We start from the raw sequence: 21,746 nt of genomic DNA, 5'->3' as shown, positions 1-21,746 counted from the left end.
CAAAAAGAGAGGAGACCAGCTTCCGCTGATGCTCCCCGTCTTCTTATTCGCCTTCAATATAGTAAGCATTCTCGCCTTCTGAAACGATCGCCTGTCCTTGCGTCAGATCGGTTATCCAAGCAATAAACGCCTCTGCCTCGGGCGCTTCAGGCAGACAGCGCACGATGACGCGGTCCGTAAAATCCGTCCCGCCTACGCGCGTTCCCTTTCCGTGCAGCTCGTTCTCCAGCTTGCCGTACCATGTATAATCCACATCCACGAACACTTCGCGATGAAGCACGTTCACGATTTCATCAGCCGCCTCGATGCCGGCAACCGCGCCGTCCGTGTACGCCCGGACTAGCCCGCCTGCTCCAAGCATAATGCCCCCGAAATACCGCGTCACGACGACGGCGATATTTTTCAGTCCTTTATGCTTAATGACCTCTAGAATCGGCTTGCCCGCCGTTCCGCTCGGCTCCCCGTCGTCAGACGCCTTCTGGAACTGATCGCGCTCGCCCACCATATAAGCAGAACAGTTATGCGTCGCCTGCTTATGCAGCTGCTTGATTTCGTTAATAAACGCGACGGCTTCCTCTTCCGATTCCACTGGCTTCACGTATCCGATGAATCGCGATTTCTTGATCACGATCTCGGCACTGGCCTGCTGCCTGACCGTTCTGTATTTCTCCAGCATAGGCTATGGCTCCCGTATCCCGATCAAGCGGGCCTATTACAGCCTTGCTTCCAGCTCGGCTTTTTCTTTCTCAAAGCCCGGCTTGCCAAGCAATGCGAACATATTCTTCTTATAAGCCTCAACGCCCGGTTGGTCGAACGGATTAACGCCAAGCAGGTAACCGCTGATTCCGCATGCTTTTTCGAAGAAATAAACAAGGTAACCAAATGTGTAAGGCGTCATATCGGCAATATTCACGATAAAGTTCGGAACTTGTCCGTCCGTATGCGCAAGAAGCGTTCCTTCGAAAGCTTTCTTGTTAACGAAATCCATCGTTTTGCCGGTCAGGAAGTTCAGACCGTCAAGATCCGCATCGTCATGCTCGATGGAGATGTGCTCTGCCACTTCTCTTACTTGAATGACGGTTTCGAAAATGTTCCGGTTACCCTCTTGGATAAACTGGCCCATCGAGTGCAAATCCGTCGAGAAATCTACCGCTGCCGGGAAAATGCCTTTAAAATCCTTGCCTTCGCTTTCGCCGAAGAGCTGTTTCCACCACTCCGATACAAAGTGCAGCGACGGCTCGTAGTTCACGAGAATTTCGGTTGCTTTGCCTTTGCGGTACAGCGCGTTGCGGGCTGCGGCGTATTGGTAAGCTTCATTCTCGGCAAGGTTAGGGTTGCTGTATTCTTTGGATGCGTCAGCCGCGCCCTGCATGATGGATTCAATATTGATTCCGGCAGCTGCGATAGGCAGCAAGCCTACGGCCGTAAGCACGGAGTAACGGCCGCCGACATCGTCTGGAATGATAAACGATTCGTAGCCTTCCTCGGACGATAGCTTTTTAAGCGCGCCCTTCTCGCTGTCTGTTGTTGCATAGATGCGTTTGCGTGCTTCTTCTTTGCCGTATTGCTTCTCAAGCGCTGCGCGGAATACGCGGAAGGCGATAGCCGGCTCTGTCGTTGTGCCTGATTTGGAGATTACGTTGATCGACCAATCGCGGCCTTCAACCAGCTGCAATAGGTGAGTAACGTAAGTGGAGCTGATGTTGTTGCCGGCGAACAATACCTGCGGCGTCTTGCGCTGCTCTTTTGGCAAAATATTATAGAAAGAGTGAGACAACGCTTCGATAGCGGCGCGAGCGCCAAGATAAGAACCGCCGATACCGATTACGATCAGTACCTCCGAGTCCGATTTGATCTTGTCGGCAGCTTTCTGAATGCGCGCGAACTCTTCTTTATCGTAGTTTGTAGGAAGGTCGATCCAGCCCAGGTAATCCGAACCCGTGCCTGTACCGTTATGTAATTGCTCATGCGCTAGGCGAACGGATTCCGCCATATAATCGATTTCATGCTGGCCAATGAATGTCAGCGCTTTGCTGTAGTCAAACTGTACTGTTTTGCTCATGTAAATTTAAACCTCCTAAAATTTTGTGAAACAAAAATACCTCGTAAGCATAAGCCAAACGCCTGCGAAGCCATAATGCTTCTTATAGGGAACGCTTAAAATAAATCCATTCCTTGATAATGCTTTTCAACTTAGCCTCTACAATATCGGATTTACCTTATAAAAACAAGCAACGAACCATGAAAAATAAATGAAGAATCTGTATAATCAAACAAGTATACACGGTTGTTCGCGTCTTCTGCGGCAAAAGCAATCGTTTTGCGGAGATATATAAGAATAACTATATGAGACAACATATAAATTCTTATATATTAAAATACGTTATGGAGCGGAGGAAATCGATATGAACAAAGTCGGATTTATCGGCTTGGGCGTTATGGGAGTCGGAATGGCGTCGAATTTATTGCGAAAGGGCTGCGAGGTGTCGGTATACAACCGAACGCCGGGTAAAGCAGAGAGTCTGCTGGCGCTTGGCGCCAAGGAACTGGATTCGCCTGCCTCCGTTGCGGCGGCCTCGGATGTCGTCATTACGATGATAAGCAACGATGCGGCCATACGCGAGGTATATTGGGGGGAAAACGGTATTTTTGCCGGAACCCGGAGCGGCATTACCCTGATCGACAGCAGCACGATATCTCCAACGTTAGCCAAAGAGCTTGCTGCAGAAGCAGAAGCGCACGGGGCAGCCTTCCTCGACGCGCCCGTAACCGGAAGCAAGCCGGCAGCCGAGGGCGGAACGCTTGTGTTTATGGTTGGCGGGGATACGGATAAAATCAGCGAGGTCGAGAATATATTGCTTGCTATGGGCCGCAAGGTCATCCCCATGGGCGCAAACGGCAGCGGTTCGATTGCCAAGCTTGCCCATAATACGATCGTCGGCATCAACGTGGTTGCCCTGGCAGAAGGAATGGCCATCGCAGCAAGCGGCGGAATTGACGGCAGCGCGTTCGTTGAGCTCGTTCAATCCGGCGGAGCAGCCAGCAAGGCAGCCGAAATGAAAGGTCCAAAGCTGCTCGAAGGAAATTACGACGTCCAATTTTCGCTGGAGCTGATGCTGAAGGACCTTAGGCTTTCATCCGTTTTATCGGACAGCTTGAACGTGCCTACGCCGCTTCTTGAAGCGTCTAAAAGTCTCTTTCAAGTGGGCGAATCAATGGGACTTGGCGCACTTGACATGAGCAGCGTCGGTCAAGCCTATGAGCAATGGATCGGACGCAAGCTAAGCGGCCGCTCAGATAATTTGCACTAGCTGCGGAATGGAAAAAGCAGGGCAAACGATCGTCCGCGAACGATCGTTTGCCCCGCTTTTTTTGGCGTTTCTTAGTAGTAAGGAGAAATCATCAGATAAACGACTACGCCTGTTAGGCTTACATAAAGCCATATCGGCATCGTCCATCTGGCAATTTTGCGGTGCTTGTCCACCTTCATTTGCAGGCCGCGGACCGCAGACAGCAGAGCAAGAGGGACAACCGCAATCGCGAGCAAGATATGACTCAGCAAAATAAAGAAATAGATCGGGCGCAGGATGCCTTCTCCGCCGTATTTCGTTGATTCTGTCAGATAGTGATACGTAACGTAAGAAACAAGAAACAGGGTTGTCGACGTAAAAGCAGCCCCGATAAACGCACGGTGGAGACGGACGTTCTTTTTCATAATCGCAGCCAAAGCAACAACGAGCGCGATAAAAGTGAAGCAATTGAAAATCGCGTTTAGCAGCGGCAATATCGTAACATCGAATCCAATTTCTCCATCGTAAGCAGGTAGAAAAAACAGAACCGTGATGATCGCTACCAGGACCAGCGACAAAATCGCAACCAAGGGCCCAACGTTTTTTTCCTTCAAGTGCATAACCTCCCAATAAACTTGCCATACCAAAGCATTACTTATGGTCGCTTCCTTCTCCATTAACCTTATCCGATTTGCGCAGTCCAATCAATTTGATTTCAGGCATAGATGTCACGAAAAATCGAATTTTGATTTTTCCCTGCATACAAATGCCGCCGCGGATAAGCCCTGAATCGGCTCTCCTGCGGCGGCATTTTATTTCAGGTCGCTTTATGCTTAATAAACGTTCAATAGCTCGAATCGCTGCGGATCGCGTCCTTTTCGCGGGTCATGATCGGCCGCTTCCGTTACAAACACGTACGCATGTTTACGCTCTTTCCCTTCGCCATAACCCGCACTCAGCACTTTTCCGGTCGTGCGGTTGCGAATCCATACGCCGCTCTCGGCATCCGTATCGTTATCCAGCGACCATTCCGTACAGCATGGGACATCGCTTCGCTCCAGTATGGCTGGCTCATCGCCCGAGCGGTCCGAAGATAAATTCACAGCAAGGCAGCGGCTGTCCGCCTTGCTTCTGATACGAACATATCCTTCATTCCCCGCAGGCTCCACGGTCCATTTCTGCTCTTCCGAAGCGTAAGACAGTACACCGCCGATTACTTCGGCAGCCCCGTCTCTCTCCGGCGCTATGGCCAAATACCGCTCTGCTCCGCAGCTTTTGATCCGTTGCAAGCCGCTCGGCTCCAATTGCGGTTCTAGCAGGCCGTTAGAGAGATCCATCTTCAACCGATCCGCCCATTCCAGCTTCAGCTCTTTATCCGATGGAAAGCTTAAAGGCAGAAATACATAGGTGGAATGATGATAATTGGACGGATCCCATCGATCTCCCACATATAAATAAGCAGTTTCGCCCTGCGATTGCAGCGGCACAATGAATGCCGGCTGCGTATCGTAGGTCGTTGCATCACCAAATGGCATAAGCTGCGACCATCTGCCTGTCAAACTGTCCGAATAGGCATACGCACCCTGGTTCGGCAGCCAGCCCGTACAAGCTGAAGTTACGAGGAAATAGATCCCGTTCCGCTTGAGAACGGCCGGCGCCTCCCGGTACTGCCCTGGCCATAATGTTTTGACATGCTCCTCGATGCTTAAATAATCATCCGATAGCCGATAAACGAGAAGGTCGGCATTATCCCTTGCGGCTGAAATGAAATACGCGCTGCCGTCAGTATCCTGAAATACCGTGCAATCCCTCGACATATAGCCAACCGGGTTAAAGCTCCCATGATAGACGTATTCGCCGTCAATCGTATCGCAGGTCGCAACCGCGCAGCGGGCATCGTTATAATTGCGGCCGTTTTCCCAATGCATCCACATGACATATTTGCCTGTCCGCTCGTTGCGAAGCACCTTAGGACGTTCAATTACGGCCCCTTGTCTGAAGCCGTCGTCTTCCTTGTCGGACGGAAACAGCTCCAGCGATGTCCTGTAATATATCGGGCGTACCTTAGATTCAAGCGTAAGCACCGCGCCTCTGCTCTCCCAATGGTATAAATCGCTTGAACGGTAGCAGGACACTTTTCTGCCTTCTGTCCGATCCTCGCCGAACCAATAAAAATAACCGTCCTGCTGCAGCATCCAGCCGCCGTGTGCCCTTATCGGCTCGCCGTCATTGTCCATCCATGCCGCTGCGTTGCGAATCGTTGCCCCGTTCTCCATCCCCATCATCCTCCCCGGTTAGATTGAATGCTGATCCTTGTATTCCTGCGGCGTCATCCCGTACACCTTTTTGAACTGCTTAATGAAATACGCTGCGTTCTGATAGCTGAATTTCATTCCAATTTCATATATTTTAAGATTCGTAGTTTTCAATAAATAGGCTGATTTCTCCATTCGAATGCGAAGCATATAATCGGTCAAGCTTTCTCCCGTTACCGTTTTATACATTTGTGATACATAAACGGGATGCAGGTGAACGCGGTCCGCTATCATCTGCAGCGAGATCGGCCTATCCAAATGCTCTTCGATAAATCGCTGAACCTTGTAGATCAGCTTGGTATGGCCGTCGGCCGCCTCTCTTTCAAGCGATAAGCGCATGAGTGCCGCCAGACGGAACAGACCGTCCCGAAGCTGCCCGAACGTCTCGAACGATTCGAAGTTCAACGATGCCCGCTCGCTCGGCTTAAGAAATTCGAATAATCCGTATCCGCTCTTGTGGGCAATAAAGGTCAATGCGCCCGTCACGGCGCAGAACGACTCGAAGGCATGCTCAGCAGAGTCTCCGAATTCCGTCTCGAGCTCCTCGAATATGAGACCAAGCTTTTCTTCAAACGCGTCCCAGCGTCCCGCTTCCAACAAATCCTGAAGCATCGGGGGCTCATAGAGCCGCCTGAGCGTTTGAACAGCCGCTTTCTCCTGATGCTCGCCGAGTGAAAGCAGGTAGCCTTTTCCTCTCCCGATATGCTTGCGGAATGCGGCCAGCGCGCTGCCGTAAGAAGCAGCCAAATGCTCGGGAAAGGCGCCTTCTTCACCGATGACAACCGAGACTGCGCCCTTTAAATACGTTTCTACCTGCCGCTGAATCAGCTCGCCAAGGCGCATAAGCTGCTCATTAACGGCGGATTTCGTCCATTCACGCGATTTGGATTGATTTGTTCTTTTTACCGCAAAGGCCAAATACCCATGCGCTTCCTTGCAGGCCCATACCTGGCAGCTCTCGCGCAGCACTTCTTCAGCTACGTTGCTGACCGCGTATTCAAGAAGTGTGCGGTCCTTATAGCCATAATGTACGAACGGCTCCTCCAGACGAATAAGCAGCAAAGCGACCGCATCATTCGGAGAGAAAGGAATCATAAGCTGAGACAGCTTATCTGCCAGCGCGTCCGCAGGAATCGAATGCCCTTGCAGCAGCTCGATCAATAAATCCCTTCGGAGCAGCGGCAAGTTTTCCCGCATTGTCTTCATGGTATTGTCGCGGGATACGAGCTCCTCCCACTCTCTCCGAACGGTGCCCAGCGCCTTATCGACAGCTTGGATCAAGTCTTCGTCATTTACAGGCTTCAGCAAATAGTCGGAAGCGCCGCCAGTGATTGCCCGCTTGGCATATTCGAATTCAGCGTGGCCTGTAAGCAAAATACATTGCGTGGACGGGGAAGCCTCTTGTACCTTATCCATCAGCTCCAGCCCAGAAATGCCAGGCATCCGGATATCCGTAATCACAAGATCAACAGGATGCTGTCTCATAATGGCAAGCGCATCCGTTGCGGAGAACGCCTTGTGTACCGTGCCTATTTTCAGCTCATCGCATGGCAGCGTCGCGGCAACGCCTTCGACAACCGATCTCTCATCATCGACGATTAAGACCTCATGCATGCTCGTCATCCTCCTTCCACCGTACAATCACTCTTAAGCCGCCGGCTGGTGAATGCTCAAGCTCAAGCCCCGACCGGCTGCCGTATTTATGAATAAGCCGTTGATGCACGTTGCGCATGCCGCAGCTTCCGCTCGCTTCACCCGGCATGTCGATCGTTTCTCTCAGCTCCGCAAAGGATTCCTCGTCCATGCCGATCCCGTCATCATCAATGATAATAATATATTCATCCGCTAAAGCCAGCCCTTTGATGGTTATCGCCCCGGCATCCTCCTTCTGCTCGATGCCGTGAATAATCGCATTCTCAACGATCGGCTGAAGCAGCAGGCGAGGCAGCGATAGTTCTTCCATCGCCTCTGGAATATCAATATCGAATTGGATTCGGTTCATGCGCATGTTTTGGATCGATAAATAATTGCGGATCAGCTTAATCTCGTCTCCGACCGTCGTTTCCTGTTGGTCCACATGCGTAGTGTAGCGATAATATTCGCCCAGCTTAACCGCCATAGCCATAACGGCCTCTTGCTCGCCAAGCCGCGTCATATTTTTCATGAAAAACAAACAATTATATAAAAAATGCGGATTAATCTGTGATTGAAGCTGCTTAAGCGTTGCTTCCCTGGAACGCAGCTTCTCCTCGTATACGCGGTCGATAAGATCTTCGATCTGCTCGCTCATCAAGTTAAACTGATCGAATAAATAACCAAATTCATCGCGCTTGCCGCTGTCTACTCGAACCGTATAATCGCCCTTCCTCAGACGCTTAACTGCTAGGAAAAGCTCGCGTATAGGCACCTGCACATGTTTATAAAGCAGAAAAGCAGCCAGCACGCTGACGATGGCTATCACGCTCATCGATAACCAAAACCAATTGCGGCTTGACGTGATCGGATCCAAGATGCTTTCAAGCGGCACGTATTCGATTAAATACCAGCCGATTGTATCCGATTTGATAAAATTGACCATATAGCGCGCGTCTTGCAGCGATGTAATAAACGTGCCTTGCTCCTCTTTCGATTGGCTTTTTGCCAAGATTGAAGGAATAAGCTCATCAATTCGGTCCATGTTCGCCGTCCGGGTCACGATTGGCGCATAATCCGGATGGTAAAGAAACGGATCGCCTGAGCTGTCCGATTTGAATGAGGTCAGCATATCCCCGATATTTTTGGCATCCACCCTTATTTCCCCGACTAGGTCCGCTTCCTCCGTGTGATCGTAAGCCGACAAAGGCTCTATCGTCCGAAATGTGAACGAGTCGGGCACGCGGGAATTATCCATAGGCTCGAATTTCCAAATAAAAGGATCAACAGGCTTGCCGACGATTTCATCCCGAAACAGCTTTTTGAACGATATCGAGCCGTGTGTGCTCACAACCTGGTCCGACATAGGTGCGTAAAGCGTATACGAATGGGACCAACCGCCTGTTTTCCCTCGTCTTTCGAGCTCCTCCTGCAGCTCCAGCTTCAGCTCAAAGGATGCATAGCTGCTCGACTGCGGGTCCATCGCGATAAAAGATTTGACTCTCGGCTCGATGCCCAAGTTGTTGACGGAGGTCATGAATTGGTTGAATTCGTCATCAATCTGTTGGACAAGGAAAGAAAGCTTATTTCGGTTGTTTTGCTGGATCTCCTCCTGCACGACCTGAACGCTGACTTGATTGGAGTAGGAGTAAAGCGCCACGAACGGAATGAGCAGCAATCCCAGAATGGCCAATATTTTTTTGAAAATATTCGATTTTTCCATTAGGTATGCCGCCCTCTCCGACAAGGAAAAGCACCGATTCCCCCTTAGGAGGAAAGGGTGCCAGCCTTGAACCCGATGTCATTTATTCATTGGTTTTTACTGAATCGTACCATTCATTAATTTCATCCGTAATCGTATCCCCGCCGGATGATTTCCACTGTGCTACATACGTATCGAAGGCATCGATCGGGCTCTCGCCGTAGATGATTTTGTTGAAGGTTTCCTTCTCGCTTTTGCTCAGGAAATCCCAACGCTTCTTATACGTCTTCGTAGGGGAGCCGTTGTATAGGTTCGGCATCGCGTATTGAATCTGGCTAAAGTTTACGGCGCCGCCATGAATGTTTTTGTCCATATCCATCGATGATCTTTTCTCGAATGCGGTTTCCGGCTCTTTGCCGCCGTCCAAATCATTCATCGTCTTCATAACGAGTGAAGGAATCCGCGCGCCGTCAAACAGCAGCGTATATTTACCTATATTCATGATCGGCTTGTCTTCTGGGAATTGTGCGGGATCCCAAGTTGGCTGACCGTCTTTGATCAAGTAATCATAACCCTCTTCAAACCCGTATTCAAGCGGGCTTCCAGCCTGCGGATCGCCTTGATTGTCATAGAGATAGTTGGCATAAAGGAAGAACGCTTCCGGATGCTCAAAATTTTTGTTGATCAAAACAACCCCGTTGCTCACGCCCGATTGACTGCGGCCAATATGGCCGTCTGGTCCCGCCGGCAGCGGATATGCGCTGTAGTCCGCATTTTTGTCCACTTCCTTAACCGCCGGAAGCGGCCAGCCTCCAGCCCAATAAGGAGCAGCAACAATGCCTGCTTTGCCTGATGAGAACAGCTCTGCTGCTTTGCCTTCATCGTGAAGCCCGGCTTCCTTATGGATGTAGCCCTTATCCATCCAATCCTTCAGCTTGCCGAGCACCGTCTTCACCGCCGGTTGAATGGACCCGTAAGCGAGCTTCCCGTCGCTATCGGCATTCCATTGCGCCGGCATTACGCCATATGCGCCAAAGATGAAGTCGGCATCCGCAAGGCCCCATGTGTTCATCCCATTTTTCAAGCCGACCGCGAGTCCTACCGTATCCTTCTTGCCGTTTCCGTCAGGATCCTCGTTCGCGAAAATCTCCATCATTTTCTCCATGTCTTCAATTGTCGCAGGCGCCTGTAAATTATACTTCTTCATCCAGTCGTCCCGGATCCAGAGGACCGTATCGTTATTATTGGAGTAGTCCAATACCGGAATCGCATATTTTTTGCCGTCGCGCACGTACGGATTCCAGACGCTCGCATCCTCCGCCATCGCTGACTTATACGACTCGCTGGCATACTGCTCGAACAAGTCGCCAACCTCGACGAATTTTCCCGAATCGATCAACGCATCGACGACGTCCTGCGAGCCGCGGTATTGAACGATATCCGGCAGGTCTTCATTGGCAGACAGCAGAAGCCTGATTTTTGTATCGATGGAGCTGCTGTCAGCCGTCCACACGTAATTCAAATCGATATTAAACGTTTCTTTCGCCCAGGTTACATGCGGGTTATTGTTGATATCCTCCCCGCTCCGGAACTTAACGTCGCTGGTCATTTGACGCACGATATCCATTTTTACCGGCTCGCTGAATTTCCCCGTCTCCAGCACGTTTTTCACCTCGGCCTGCTTCTCGGGATCAGCCGAAGCTTCCCCTGCGCTGCCGTTGTTTCCGTTCGAACTTGCGCATGCGCCCAGCAAGCCCATGCAAATGACGAGCGACGTCATTAGAGCAACCAGCTTCATCCATCGTTTATTCAAAATAAGTTCCCCCTTCGTATTCTTTTATTCATAGCATGCCTTATTCCTTTACGGAACCCAGCACGATCCCTTTGACGAAAAACTTTTGCAAAAAAGGATAAACCGCGATAATCGGCAGCGTTGCGATAAAAATTTGAGCCGTCTTGACCGTCCGGTTGGACAGCTCCTTCATCTCTTCCGCATTTACATTCATGCTGCTCAAATCGCGCTGCACAACCAGCGTCTGCAGCAATGTGGACATGGGGTACTTTTCCGTTTGGGTCATGTAAATGAGGCCGTCAAACCATGCGTTCCAATGTCCAACCATCGTGAACAACCCGATCGTGGCAAGCGAAGGCAGCGAGATCGGCAGGTAAATGCTCCACAAGGCACGAAAATGGCCCGCCCCGTCAATAAATGCGGCTTCCTCCAACGCCTTCGGCACCGAGGTCCGAAAAAAATTCATCAACAAGATCGTATTATACACGCTAACCGCGCCCGGAAGCACCAGCGCCCAAATCGAATTCAGCAAGCCCAGCTTCTGAACGACCATATAGCCAGGAATGAGACCGCCGCTGAACAGCATCGTGAAGACAAAAAACCAAGCATACATATTGCGGCCCTTGAACTCATTCGTTTCCTTGGACAACGAATAACCGATTAGAACGGACAAGCCGACAGCAATGGCTGTACCGATTACCGTTCGCAGGACGGAATTCACAAACGAGCCTACGAAATGCTCATTTGAGAGCGTCACCTTATAGGCCTCGAGCGAAAATCCGATCGGCCACAGCTTCACGATATTCGCATCCGCGGCCGCCGACGAGCTGAACGATACCGCAAGCACGTGAAGTAGAGGAGCAATACACAAGAATGACAAAAGTGCTAGAAACACTCCGTTTCCCACGGAGAAAATACGATAAGATAATGAACGATGATGCATGTGGCTCCCCCCTTTCAGAAAATGCGGTAATTGGCCAGCTTATAGGCGAGCCGGTATGAAATAACGATCAGAACAAAGCTGACGAGCGACTTGAACACGCCTACTGCGGTACCGAAACCAAAGTCTCCGCCGATTAGGCCAACGCGGTATACATAGGTATCGATAATGTCGCCTTTTTCATACACCAACGGATTGTACAGATTGAAAATTTGGTCAAAGCCTGCGTTTAAAATATTTCCGAGTGAAAGCGTCGCAACGACGATCGTTATCGGAATCAGCGACGGAAGCGTGATCTTCAGCACTTGCTGCCAGCGATTAGCCCCGTCAATGAGCGCAGCCTCGTAAAAATCAGGATTAATGCCGGACAGAGCGGCTAGAAAAATAATTGTTGAAAATCCGAAATCCTTCCAAACATCGCTGAAGATTACCGTAAACCGGAACCAATCCCCGTTACCGAGGAAAAAAATCGGCTCGATGCCAAGCCAGCCGAGCGCTTGGTTCACCAGTCCGCCGTCGGTCGAGAGCATGTCCAGCAAAATCCCTCCGAGAATAACCCAGGATAGAAAATGCGGCAGGTAAACGAATGTCTGCACGAACCGCTTAAACACCATTTTCCGCACTTCGTTAAGCAGAAGCGCGAACAACAGCGGGACGATGAGATGAGCAACGATCTTGATGACCGCAATAAGCAAGGTATTCCATATCACTTGCCTGGCATCCGGATATTCAAACATCAGCTTAAAGTTTTCAAACCCGATCCAGTCCGATCGAAAAAAACCAAGCTGCGGCTGGAAGTCCTGAAAAGCCATGACGAGTCCCAGCATCGGCAAATACGAGAAGATAAGGACGAGCGCTATACCAGGCACCAGCATGACATGCAGCGGCCAGGTAAGCTTAAAATTCCACCTCCGTGCAATCCGTTGTTTCAATAGGTTCTCCCCCTTTCACCCTTTTCGTTCTGTCTATGTTAGCGATTACAGAACTAATTGTAGCCCCGAGCGGCTCATTCCTTATATAACAATGTTTTAAGATTGGTAGCACGATATTAGGGGATTAGAGCATTGCCATCCTATACGACAAAAACAAGCAAAAAAAAGAGGCCTTCCCGAAGGCGAATGCTCGCCAATTCGGGAAAACCTCTTCTTCATTTGATCAGAAATGTTTTACTCGTAGATATACGAGCAGCAATAATCTGTAAGTTCAGCAACCTGAAGCTTGAATTTCGTATTCGCTGGCACTTGGAATTCGCCCTCGCCTTGAATGTGCAGCCATTCTGTTTCGCCAGGAAGGAGCACTTTCAAATCGCCGGCTAAAATCTCCATGATTTCAACGCAGTCTGTTCCAAACTCATAATCGCCCGGCAGCATGATGCCGAGTGTTTTTTTGGTTCCGTCCGCGAACAATACAGCGCGGCTCGTTACTTTGCCGTCGAAGTAGACGTTAGCCTTCTTGACGATGGATACATTATCGAATTGAGACATGGTAGCCGTAATCTCCCTTATCTGTCGGATGTTAAGCTTTGAGACGTTATTACAGCAATGCTTTCACTTTGCTAACAACGTTCTCAACCGTGAAGCCATACTCTTTGATTACGCGGTCGCCAGGCGCGGATGCGCCGAAACGGTCGATAGCAAGGATATCGCCTTGGTCTCCCGTGTAACGCTCCCAGCCGAATGGATGAGCCATTTCGATCGCAAGGCGAGCTTTAACCTCTGGAAGGATAACGGAATTTTTGTATTCCTTCGATTGTTTCTCAAAGAGATCCCAGCTCGGCATGCTGATGACGCGAACTTGAATGCCTTCCTCTGCCAAAGCTTTTTGAGCTGCAACCGCCAGTTGAACCTCGGAGCCTGTTGCAAGAATTTGAGCTTGCGGCTTGCCGCCCTCTGCATCAGATACAACATAAGCACCGCGGCGAAGATTTTCATGAACGCCGTCAACTGTGCCTTCAAGGATAGGCAGGTTTTGACGAGTAAGCACGAGCGCAACCGGGTTGCCTGTGTTCTCAACCGCATATGCCCAAGCAGCAGAAGTTTCGTTAGCGTCAGCCGGACGGATAACCGTAAGATCAGGGATGATACGGATCGAAGCAAGCTGCTCGATCGGCTCATGCGTAGGACCGTCTTCGCCGACAGCGATACTGTCATGCGTAAGCACGTATACGACTGGCAGCTTCATCAATGCAGCAAGACGAACGGCAGGACGAAGGTAATCCGTAAATACGAAGAACGTACCGCCGAATACTTTCAAACCGCTGTGAAGGGCAATCCCGTTCATTGCAGCAGCCATACCGAATTCGCGAACGCCGTAATAAAGGTTGCGGCCATCATAGCTGCCTGGCTTGAACTGCGTCAAACCTTTCAGATGCGTCATCGTTGAGCTTTCAAGGTCAGCAGAGCCGCCGAAGATCGTCGGAACGTTTTTCGCAAGTCCGTTTAGCGCGTTGCCGGAAGCTACGCGAGTCGATACTGCGCTGTCTCCTACTTTGTAAGCAGGAAGGTCAGCATCCCAGCCCTCTGGCAATGCGCCGGAGATTGCCAGCTCGAACTGAGCCGCCAATTCAGGGAAAGCTGCTTTGTATGCTGCGAAAGCCGCATCCCACTGTGCGTTTGCTTGCTCGCCGCTGCTTTTTACATCAGCAAAATGCGCGCGAACTTCATCAGGAACGTGGAACTGAAGATCTTCTGACCAGCCGTATGCCTGCTTCGTCAATTTGGTCTCGTCAGCGCCGAGCGGTGATCCGTGAGGACCTGCATGTCCGCCTTTGCCGCCTTTGTTCGGGCTGCCGTAACCGATAACCGTTTTAACTTCGATCAAAGTCGGTTTGGACAAGTCTGCTTGCGCCTCAGCTACTGCTTTGGACAGCGCTTCGAGGTCGTTGCCGTCCTCTACGCGAAGAACCTGCCAGCCGTAACCCTCAAAGCGTTTTTGTACGCTCTCGGAATACGATAGGCTAAGCTCGCCGTCAAGCGAGATATCGTTTGAATCATATAGAACAACCAATTTGCCAAGCTGCAAGTGACCTGCGAAAGAAGCTGCCTCGTGGGAAACGCCTTCCATCAAATCGCCGTCGCCGCAAATGGAGTAAGTGAAGTGGTTGATTAGATCATGGCCTTCTTTGTTATAAGTAGCGCCAAGCTGAGCTTCTGCGATCGCCATACCAACGGCCATGGCAATACCTTGTCCAAGCGGACCCGTTGTAGCATCTACGCCTGCCGTGTGGCCGAACTCAGGATGTCCTGGTGTCAATGAGCCCCATTGGCGGAAGTTTTGCAGCTCTTCAAGCGGCAAATCATAACCGGAAAGGTGAAGCAGGCTGTAAAGCAGCATCGAGCCGTGACCTGCAGACAATACGAAACGGTCGCGGTTTACCCAAGTAGGGTTCGAAGGGTTGTGCTTCATGTTTTTTGCAAATAGTTGATAACCCATTGGAGCAGCGCCCATAGGCATACCAGGGTGCCCCGATTTTGCTTTCTCGATAGAATCGATCGCTAGGGTACGGATCGTATCGATCGAAAGCTGTTCAATTGATTTTTGTGTAACCGTCATTCCAATTTCCTCCTATAATCTCATCTAGTCTCATTTCGTTTCGTTATATGGTTTCTCATTAACGATACAGCGTCATACCAGTACGCAATAACTTTGAATATTGTATCACTGTGCATGCTTGTTTTCCATCATAAAAAATAGAATTTTCGCATAAAAATACAGCTAGTTGAATACAACCGTCTTATTATTATGCACAATTACGCGATCCTCGATATGCCATTTCACTGCGCGGGCCAGTACAACGCGTTCGATTGTCCGTCCGATCCGCTTCAGATCATCGACGTTGTCCCGGTGGCTTACACGCTGAACATCTTGCTCGATAATCGGGCCGCCGTCCAATTCCTCGGTCACGTAATGCGCGGTTGCGCCGATTATTTTCACCCCGCGCGTATAGGCCTGTGCATAGGGCTTGCCCCCCACGAATGCCGGGAGGAAGGAATGGTGGATATTGATAATCCGGTTAGGGAACTGCTCGATAAACTTCGGCGAAATAATTTGCATGTAACGGGCCAAAACAACGATATCCGCTTTGTCCGCAACCACTTCAAGCTGTTTGCGCTCCGCTTCGGCCTTCGTGGCAGCCGTTACCGGAATGTGATGATAAGCAATGCCGAAGGATTCCACAAGCTCGCGCATGTCCGGATGGTTGCTGATTACCATGGAGATATCGGCATCCAGGTCTCCCGCCTTCCACTGCCAAAGCAGCTCAAGCAGGCAATGGTCCTCTTTGGAGACAAAGACAGCCAGCCTTTTCTTGCGGCTGGCGCGGAAGGTATGCCACTTCATGTCGAAGCGGTCAGCCACTCGCGCGAAATCCTCCACCAGAACAGGAAGCTCTTTCTCCAGATCATTCAGATCGAATTCAAAGCGGATAAAAAACATGCCGCCTTCAGGATCCATTGTATATTGATCCGATTGCACGATATTCGCTCCGTGCTCATATAAGAAATGGGAAACCGCCGCAACGATGCCTGAACGGTCCGGACAAGATATAAGCATGCGTGCGCGGCCGGTTTTTCCGCCGGATTGATTCTGAACCTCGGACGGGTTGGATTGTGATGACATGGACTTATAACTTCCTTTCACAACGATATAAATAATATGGAGGGAATAGCTTGGATACTAAATTCTAGCAAGCAGCTCTTTGCCGCCAAACCAAGCCGTAATACGCTGGTTCACTTGTTCCTCCGTCAGTTCGGAAGACAAGGCATCGCCTGCCATTACTAGATCGTAAAGCCGCTCCATCGGCTCGCGCGGATCTGCTTTTTTCGCTTTCGCGTCGGTTTTCAATAAATCCCACGTAGACAGCACGAATACTCTTGGATCGATTTCTTGCTTGCCAAAGAAATGGTGGAGACGCTCTACGTCCTCGAAGAACGGTTCTCCCAAACGGCTTCTGCCATTGTCGCCAAGCAAAGCGATTTCTACTTCATACATTGGACGTTCTGTTTTATCTTCTTTGCCGATCCACGGCGTTTCAAGAATAAACGGACGGCCCTTGAGACCGTCATGGTGTACGATCCGCTGGATCGCATCATGTCCCAGCCAGCCTGCGCCAACCGGGGCATGCCTGTCCTTGCCGGCTCCGCGTGAATTTTTGCTGTCATTGACGTGGACTACAGCTACGCGGTCAAGTCCGACCAAACGGTCAAACTGCTCGAGAACGCCATCCAGATCATGGATAAGATCATAGCCTGCATCATGCATATGGCATGTATCCATGCAGACGGTAAGACGGTGATTGTCTTGAACCTTGTCAATAATGGCCGCCAGCTCTTCGAAGCTGCGTCCGATTTCCGTGCCTTTGCCCGCCATTGTCTCAAGGGCGATGTTCACATTCGTTTCTTTCGTTCCGGCAAGCACCTCGTTAAGGCCCTCCGCTATGCGCGCAATGCCATATTCGGCGTCCTTGTCTGTATAAGCGCCCGGATGCAGGACAATATTACGTACACCGATGTAATCCGTCCGGCGAATTTCTTCCTGCAAAAAGGAAACGGCAAGCTCGAACGTCGAATCCTTGTAAGAGCCCAGGTTTACGATATAAGGCGCATGGACGATAATCTCATTGATGCCCGATTGCTCCATAAGCGTCTTGCCTTCTTCAATATATAGCGTATCGATCGGCTTCCTTCTCGTATTCTGAGGTGCGCCGGTGTAAATCATAAATGTGCCTGAGCCGTAGGATACGGCTTCCTGCGCTGCAGTGAGCAGCCCCTTGTCCGAAAATGATACATGGGAACCTATTTTCAGCATGAATCTTTCGCCCCTTTCGGTTGATCAAACCTTATTTTACAAGGAATGTCGAAATAAATCTAGGAATACGGTATAATTCATTATTGAGGTGAAAGACACTTATGAAAGTTGCGCCTGATTGGTTTATGTACTTTATCGTTTTTTGGGCGATCGTCATGGTTGTGGCTATGTCGATTGGCGGATTTTTCATGTTTCGAAAATTTCTCAAAGTGCTTCCGATGCGAGACGGCAAGTCCAAGCTCGATTGGCAAAACTACTGGGTAGAACGCAGCCGCAGCATGTGGAACGACGATTCCAAGGCTTTGCTCGATGAGCTCGTATCCCCGGTGCCCACCGCTTTTCGCGATATCGCAAAACATTCGATCGCAGCTAAAATCGGCCAAGTCGCGATTGAACACGGCGCATCGTCCGTCACGCGCGAACACTGTATCGAAGGCTACATAAGAGCCACCCCAAAACGTGATTACCGCAGCCTGGTATCTTTCCTTGATCGCCAAGGAATCGACTATGCTCCCTATAAGCATCTACTTAATAAATGAGTTTAAGCCGCATCCGTGCGGCTTAAACTCATTTATATTTTTCATCATGTGTAAGCGCCGCTAACCTTGCGATGCTTCACAGCTTTGTAACACGGTTAAATATAAAAATGTAACCTATCCCACGTCTATCTCGTTATAACATGCAGGAGGTGTTCACATCATGAACTCATCAAAGCGAAGAAAAAACAAAACATCAGCAACAGCAGCAGGAGCGGTTCTTTTAGCTGTGATGCTAGCAACGGCAGCTTGCAGCGGAACAAATGCCAATCCGAATACTACAGGCGGAAACAACCAGCAAGGCAGCGTGGAGGAATCCCCGGTTGTCAGCGATTTGCCTGAAGAAAGCGGCGTTCTTGAACCCGATGTATCTTCACCGGAGCCGACTGCGGAAGCAACCGACAGCCCTGATAACAGCACCGCAACGGAAGAACCGGCGGAAACGGTTAAAGTTAACGAAGGAATTTACAGCGGTCTAAGCGACTCGCACTCCATAGAAATAGAAACAGCCTCGGAAGTAATTCCTTTGCAAATTACCGATGAGTTAAAAACGGTGTTAGAAGCTTTGCCGGATGACGCGAAAGTGAAATTCGAATATATAGAAAAAGCAATCGAAGGCGATCCGTCTGTCAAACAAAATTGGCTCGTGAAGATTGAACAAGTAGAGTAAAGAGTTAATTGAAGGAGCGATTGGATATGCGGGTTGCTATTGCCGGAGGAACCGGCTTTATCGGAAGCGCACTGACAAAGGCGCTGCTGGAGAGAAAAGACGAGGTATGGATTATCTCTAGAAAGAGCTCGGAGAACCAGCCCAAGCGCCCCGGTCTAAACCGATTGACCTGGAGCGAGCTTGAAGCTTCTCCCTCCTTGCTGGAAGGCATCGATGCCATAGTTAATCTCACAGGCGAGTCTATCAACCAGCGCTGGACATCGGCTGCAAAGCAGCGCGTAATGGATTCCAGGATCACGGCAGCGGCCCGCATTTCGAAGCTGGTTACATCGCTCAAGCATAAGCCGCCGCTTGTCCTTAACGCCTCGGGCATTTCAGCTTACGGCATTTCGGCAGACGGCATATTTGATGAAGAAAGCCCGACGAAGGTGACCGATTTTTTATCCGAGGTGGTTCAAAAATGGGAGCAGGCGGCTGATCTTATCCCTGCAAAACGGCTCGTAAAGCTCCGCGTTGGCGTCGTTTTGGACAAGAAGGAAGGCGCCTTTCCTTTAATGGCTATGCCTTATCGCTTGTTTGGCGGAGGAAAAATCGGCAGCGGCAAGCAATGGCTGTCATGGATCCATCTTGCGGATATGATTGGCCTGATCTTGTTTATTTTGGACAATGACAAGATACAAGGCGCAGTTAACGGCTGCTCGCCCGATCCCGTAACCAATGACGATTTTGGACGCGCCATCGGCAAAGCTATGGGTAGGCCGCATTGGTTTCCCGTTCCTGCCTTTCTCATGCGGACTTTATTCGGCGAAATGTCAACGCTGCTGCTGGACGGGCAAAGAGCCCTGCCGCGCAAAGCGCCTGAGAACGGCTTCACCTTCCGTTACCCGACAGTTGACAGCGCCATGAACGAATTGGTAGGTCGCGGATAAACGTTCCTAACTTGATTTCAACTCATACGCAGGTCCTTGCTCACCTGCTAGATGAATCCGATCCCCTATCGAAAGCTTGTAGCTTTTATAGGGGATCATTGTTTGTCCATTGAGCAGACTGCCGTTTCTGGACCCCAGATCCTTAGCCTTATGCTCACCCTCGATGCTCTCGATCTCCATATGAAGACGCGATATGCCGTTCGCACAATCCGCATAATCTACCTTCTCGCCGATCCTGCCGATTTTAAAACATTCAACGGTTAATTCCAGTTTTGTTTGCTCCCCTTCCCAGCTTCGTTGAAGCCAGATTACCGGCTTCATGCCATGCTCCTGTTTTTGTTCGCGGTCTAGTAGAACGGTCGGCTCTCCAATACGGGCAACCGGATTTGCGGCAACGACATGCAGCGGCGTAGCAGACGGATCGATCCATCCTTCAAAAACACCGGCAGAAGGTTTGCGGTATGCCGATTGATTATCCTCGCCCTGCGCATATAAATGGGCCATTCCTTGAAACATTCCCGGGGTTTGCTCCAGTAGATCCTGCTCGTATGCCCTCTCAGCCGAAGTATCGCGGCGATTTGCTCCTTTTAACCACACCAATATGAACACGGCAATCATCAGCAAGGTTATGCCTGAGCTGAGGAGCAGGCTTTGCCTCGTCGCGGCTTCAAGATAGACAAAACGCCAAGTACAGGCGATTACGATAAACAACACTGCGGTTAAAATCCACTTTTTCTTCGCATTAGGCTTTTCCTCCCCTATGTATGCAGTCATATCAGCATATTCAAGTGAAGACGCTTGCTGATGCCTTGTTTCGCCCAATAGACCAGATATAAATGGAGACACATCCTCCTCGCCCGCTAGCGGCTTTGGTGGTTGCGGAATGGGCTCTTCTGGATATGCAATCCGAGGCTGATGCCCTGTCCATGCATATTTTTCCGTAACATCCGCTTTTTGTTCCTGCTGCATTTGCTTTATTTGGCGTGCCGAGCTGCTTTGTTTACGCGGCGCTTCTCCTATTAAATCCAATAGAGTAGAACGGAGCTCTTCCAGCGGCCATTTCTTGCCCGTTAAATGATGAAGCACCCGCTTCAGGCCTTCTCCATCTATTTGTTCGATGTAGGAAGTGAACCTTACAATCAGCGATAAGAGATCGCCTGCTCCCAGCGTTTGCGTTCCGGCACCGGCTTTGATCGGCAAATAAGCAAGCCTTATATCATGAAGCTTCTCTCCCACAAAAATGAATTGCTCGTCCAGCAGACAACCCTCGGGCCGCAGCATATAATGCTTGCACTCATAGAGTGCATCCGCTAGGCCTAAAATCAGCGTATAATATTGCTCCATCGTAAGCGGATGCTGCTGAAGCCTGTGAAGCAGCATTTTCATCCCCGACAGTTTGTAACGGAACGTTACTTTAGTGTCCAGTTCAAACCAATCCATGGGAAGCAGGTAAGGTATTCGTTCGTTCTGAAGCATATGAAGCTCTATGTCATCAAGCTCGCTCCTATATATGCCTCTTTCGCGGTCAATAATCATTTCATGTTCCTGATTCATGGCAAAATCAATTCGAAAGCGTTCCATGCCTCTATTCCCCTTTCCCTGTCTACCGCTTAACTAAACATAGACCATACCGTAACGGCCGCCGGAGCAACCGCCAGCATAAACGGAAATTTTTTGCCTGACTCCGACCATTGCAGCCACTGATACCTCTTTGAGCCTAAGCCAGGAGTCAGAAACGCCGAAACGCCATTTGTTACTCTCTTTCCGAAAGGACGATTCACAAGGATCAGAAATAATCCTATGACTCCCGCGTACAAAATGGCATAAAGCATCATTTGCAGTACGAGCAAAACGCCAGTCCAAGCGCCTAAAGCGCCGAACAGCTTAACATCCCCGGCACCTATTCCTTTTGCTAAATGCAGAAGCAGCAGAGGAACAAAGCCTGCGGTAGCCCCGGCCGCAGCGGCCGCAACTCCTTCCAGTCCATTCATCGCGAACTGATAAACAAACGCCGCGATAAAAAAGCTTGCCGTAAGCTGGTTCGGGATAATTTGTGCTTTAATATCCGTTATGAAGGCCCCTAACAAAAGTATTACGATTGCAGCTATCTGAATGAATTCCATTCGTATTCCTCC

19 protein-coding genes are annotated in these 21,746 nt (G+C 50.1%); 4 read left to right on the top strand and 15 right to left on the bottom strand.

All coding sequences use genetic code 11. The features are described from left to right. Positions 1-43: 43 nt before the first annotated feature. Together ACN6MW_RS20665 and ACN6MW_RS20660 are read right to left on the bottom strand one after the other, a co-directional pair. Positions 44-676, bottom strand: a complete 633-nt coding sequence (locus ACN6MW_RS20665) for a YigZ family protein (protein ID WP_419871858.1) — start codon at positions 674-676, stop codon at positions 44-46. 36 nt (positions 677-712) lie between these two features. Continuing rightward, positions 713-2,062, bottom strand: a complete 1,350-nt coding sequence (locus ACN6MW_RS20660; protein ID WP_364144169.1) for a glucose-6-phosphate isomerase — start codon at positions 2,060-2,062, stop codon at positions 713-715. Positions 2,063-2,405: 343 nt separating this feature from the next. Here ACN6MW_RS20660 and ACN6MW_RS20655 point away from each other — a divergent pair, with 343 nt between their 5' ends. Then, entirely contained in the window at positions 2,406-3,311 is a 906-nt protein-coding gene (locus ACN6MW_RS20655) for an NAD(P)-dependent oxidoreductase (RefSeq protein WP_419871857.1), read from the top strand. A 71-nt stretch (positions 3,312-3,382) separates the two neighbouring features. Here ACN6MW_RS20655 and ACN6MW_RS20650 read toward each other — a convergent pair whose 3' ends face one another. From ACN6MW_RS20650 to ACN6MW_RS20600, 11 genes are all read right to left on the bottom strand, one after another. Then, complete coding sequence (locus tag ACN6MW_RS20650) at positions 3,383-3,910, bottom strand: DUF420 domain-containing protein (protein ID WP_419871856.1); 528 nt, start codon at positions 3,908-3,910, stop codon at positions 3,383-3,385. Between the two features lie 213 nt (positions 3,911-4,123). Further along, the gene (locus ACN6MW_RS20645; RefSeq protein WP_419871855.1) at positions 4,124-5,566 is read right to left on the bottom strand and encodes a family 43 glycosylhydrolase; all 1,443 of its coding nucleotides are present in this window, start codon (positions 5,564-5,566) and stop codon (positions 4,124-4,126) included. An 18-nt stretch (positions 5,567-5,584) separates the two neighbouring features. Next, positions 5,585-7,219 carry a response regulator transcription factor gene (locus tag ACN6MW_RS20640; protein ID WP_419871854.1) on the bottom strand — a complete coding sequence of 545 codons (1,635 nt, stop codon included), beginning with the start codon at positions 7,217-7,219 and terminating at the stop codon, positions 5,585-5,587. Further along, positions 7,212-8,960 carry a cache domain-containing sensor histidine kinase gene (locus ACN6MW_RS20635; protein ID WP_419871853.1) on the bottom strand — a complete coding sequence of 583 codons (1,749 nt, stop codon included), beginning with the start codon at positions 8,958-8,960 and terminating at the stop codon, positions 7,212-7,214. Before ACN6MW_RS20635 ends, ACN6MW_RS20640 begins: the two co-directional genes overlap by 8 nt. Before the next feature lie 82 nt (positions 8,961-9,042). After that, complete coding sequence (locus ACN6MW_RS20630) at positions 9,043-10,752, bottom strand: extracellular solute-binding protein (protein WP_419871852.1); 1,710 nt, start codon at positions 10,750-10,752, stop codon at positions 9,043-9,045. Between the two features lie 40 nt (positions 10,753-10,792). Beyond that, on the bottom strand, positions 10,793-11,674 hold the full coding sequence (locus ACN6MW_RS20625; RefSeq protein ID WP_419871851.1) for a carbohydrate ABC transporter permease: 882 nt from the start codon (positions 11,672-11,674) through the stop codon (positions 10,793-10,795). A 14-nt stretch (positions 11,675-11,688) separates the two neighbouring features. Then, complete coding sequence (locus ACN6MW_RS20620) at positions 11,689-12,546, bottom strand: ABC transporter permease (protein WP_419876403.1); 858 nt, start codon at positions 12,544-12,546, stop codon at positions 11,689-11,691. 291 nt (positions 12,547-12,837) lie between these two features. Then, the gene (locus tag ACN6MW_RS20615; protein ID WP_308997175.1) at positions 12,838-13,155 is read right to left on the bottom strand and encodes a pyrimidine/purine nucleoside phosphorylase; all 318 of its coding nucleotides are present in this window, start codon (positions 13,153-13,155) and stop codon (positions 12,838-12,840) included. Between the two features lie 49 nt (positions 13,156-13,204). After that, positions 13,205-15,223, bottom strand: a complete 2,019-nt coding sequence (gene tkt / locus ACN6MW_RS20610) for a transketolase (protein WP_419871850.1) — start codon at positions 15,221-15,223, stop codon at positions 13,205-13,207. Between the two features lie 162 nt (positions 15,224-15,385). Continuing rightward, a complete protein-coding gene (gene purU, locus ACN6MW_RS20605) occupies positions 15,386-16,288 on the bottom strand; it encodes a formyltetrahydrofolate deformylase (RefSeq protein ID WP_419871849.1) in 903 nt (300 codons plus the stop codon). A 57-nt stretch (positions 16,289-16,345) separates the two neighbouring features. After that, positions 16,346-17,476: a deoxyribonuclease IV gene (locus ACN6MW_RS20600; RefSeq protein ID WP_364144192.1), complete on the bottom strand. Its 1,131-nt coding sequence runs from the start codon at positions 17,474-17,476 to the stop codon at positions 16,346-16,348. A gap of 101 nt (positions 17,477-17,577) precedes the next feature. On the opposite strand from ACN6MW_RS20600, the gene ACN6MW_RS20595 reads away from it, so the two are divergent. The 3 genes from ACN6MW_RS20595 (at position 17,578) to ACN6MW_RS20585 (ending at position 19,611) form a co-directional block, all read left to right on the top strand. Next, complete coding sequence (locus ACN6MW_RS20595) at positions 17,578-18,015, top strand: DUF2621 domain-containing protein (protein WP_419871848.1); 438 nt, start codon at positions 17,578-17,580, stop codon at positions 18,013-18,015. Between the two features lie 160 nt (positions 18,016-18,175). After that, positions 18,176-18,682: a hypothetical protein gene (locus tag ACN6MW_RS20590; RefSeq protein WP_419871847.1), complete on the top strand. Its 507-nt coding sequence runs from the start codon at positions 18,176-18,178 to the stop codon at positions 18,680-18,682. Positions 18,683-18,708: 26 nt separating this feature from the next. Next, complete coding sequence (locus tag ACN6MW_RS20585; RefSeq protein ID WP_419871846.1) at positions 18,709-19,611, top strand: TIGR01777 family oxidoreductase; 903 nt, start codon at positions 18,709-18,711, stop codon at positions 19,609-19,611. Positions 19,612-19,617: 6 nt separating this feature from the next. On the opposite strand, the gene ACN6MW_RS20580 is transcribed toward ACN6MW_RS20585, so the two are convergent. Together ACN6MW_RS20580 and ACN6MW_RS20575 are read right to left on the bottom strand one after the other, a co-directional pair. Next, positions 19,618-21,192: a DUF6382 domain-containing protein gene (locus tag ACN6MW_RS20580; protein ID WP_419871845.1), complete on the bottom strand. Its 1,575-nt coding sequence runs from the start codon at positions 21,190-21,192 to the stop codon at positions 19,618-19,620. Between the two features lie 29 nt (positions 21,193-21,221). After that, on the bottom strand, positions 21,222-21,734 hold the full coding sequence (locus ACN6MW_RS20575; protein WP_419871844.1) for an A24 family peptidase: 513 nt from the start codon (positions 21,732-21,734) through the stop codon (positions 21,222-21,224). Positions 21,735-21,746: the final 12 nt, after the last annotated feature.

The organism is Pristimantibacillus sp. PTI5, from assembly GCF_048572955.1.
In the GTDB taxonomy this organism is placed as follows: Bacteria; Bacillota; Bacilli; order Paenibacillales; family Paenibacillaceae; genus Pristimantibacillus.
Note: the sequence above shows the minus strand (reverse complement) of the source record. Positions and strands in the feature narration are given on the sequence as shown.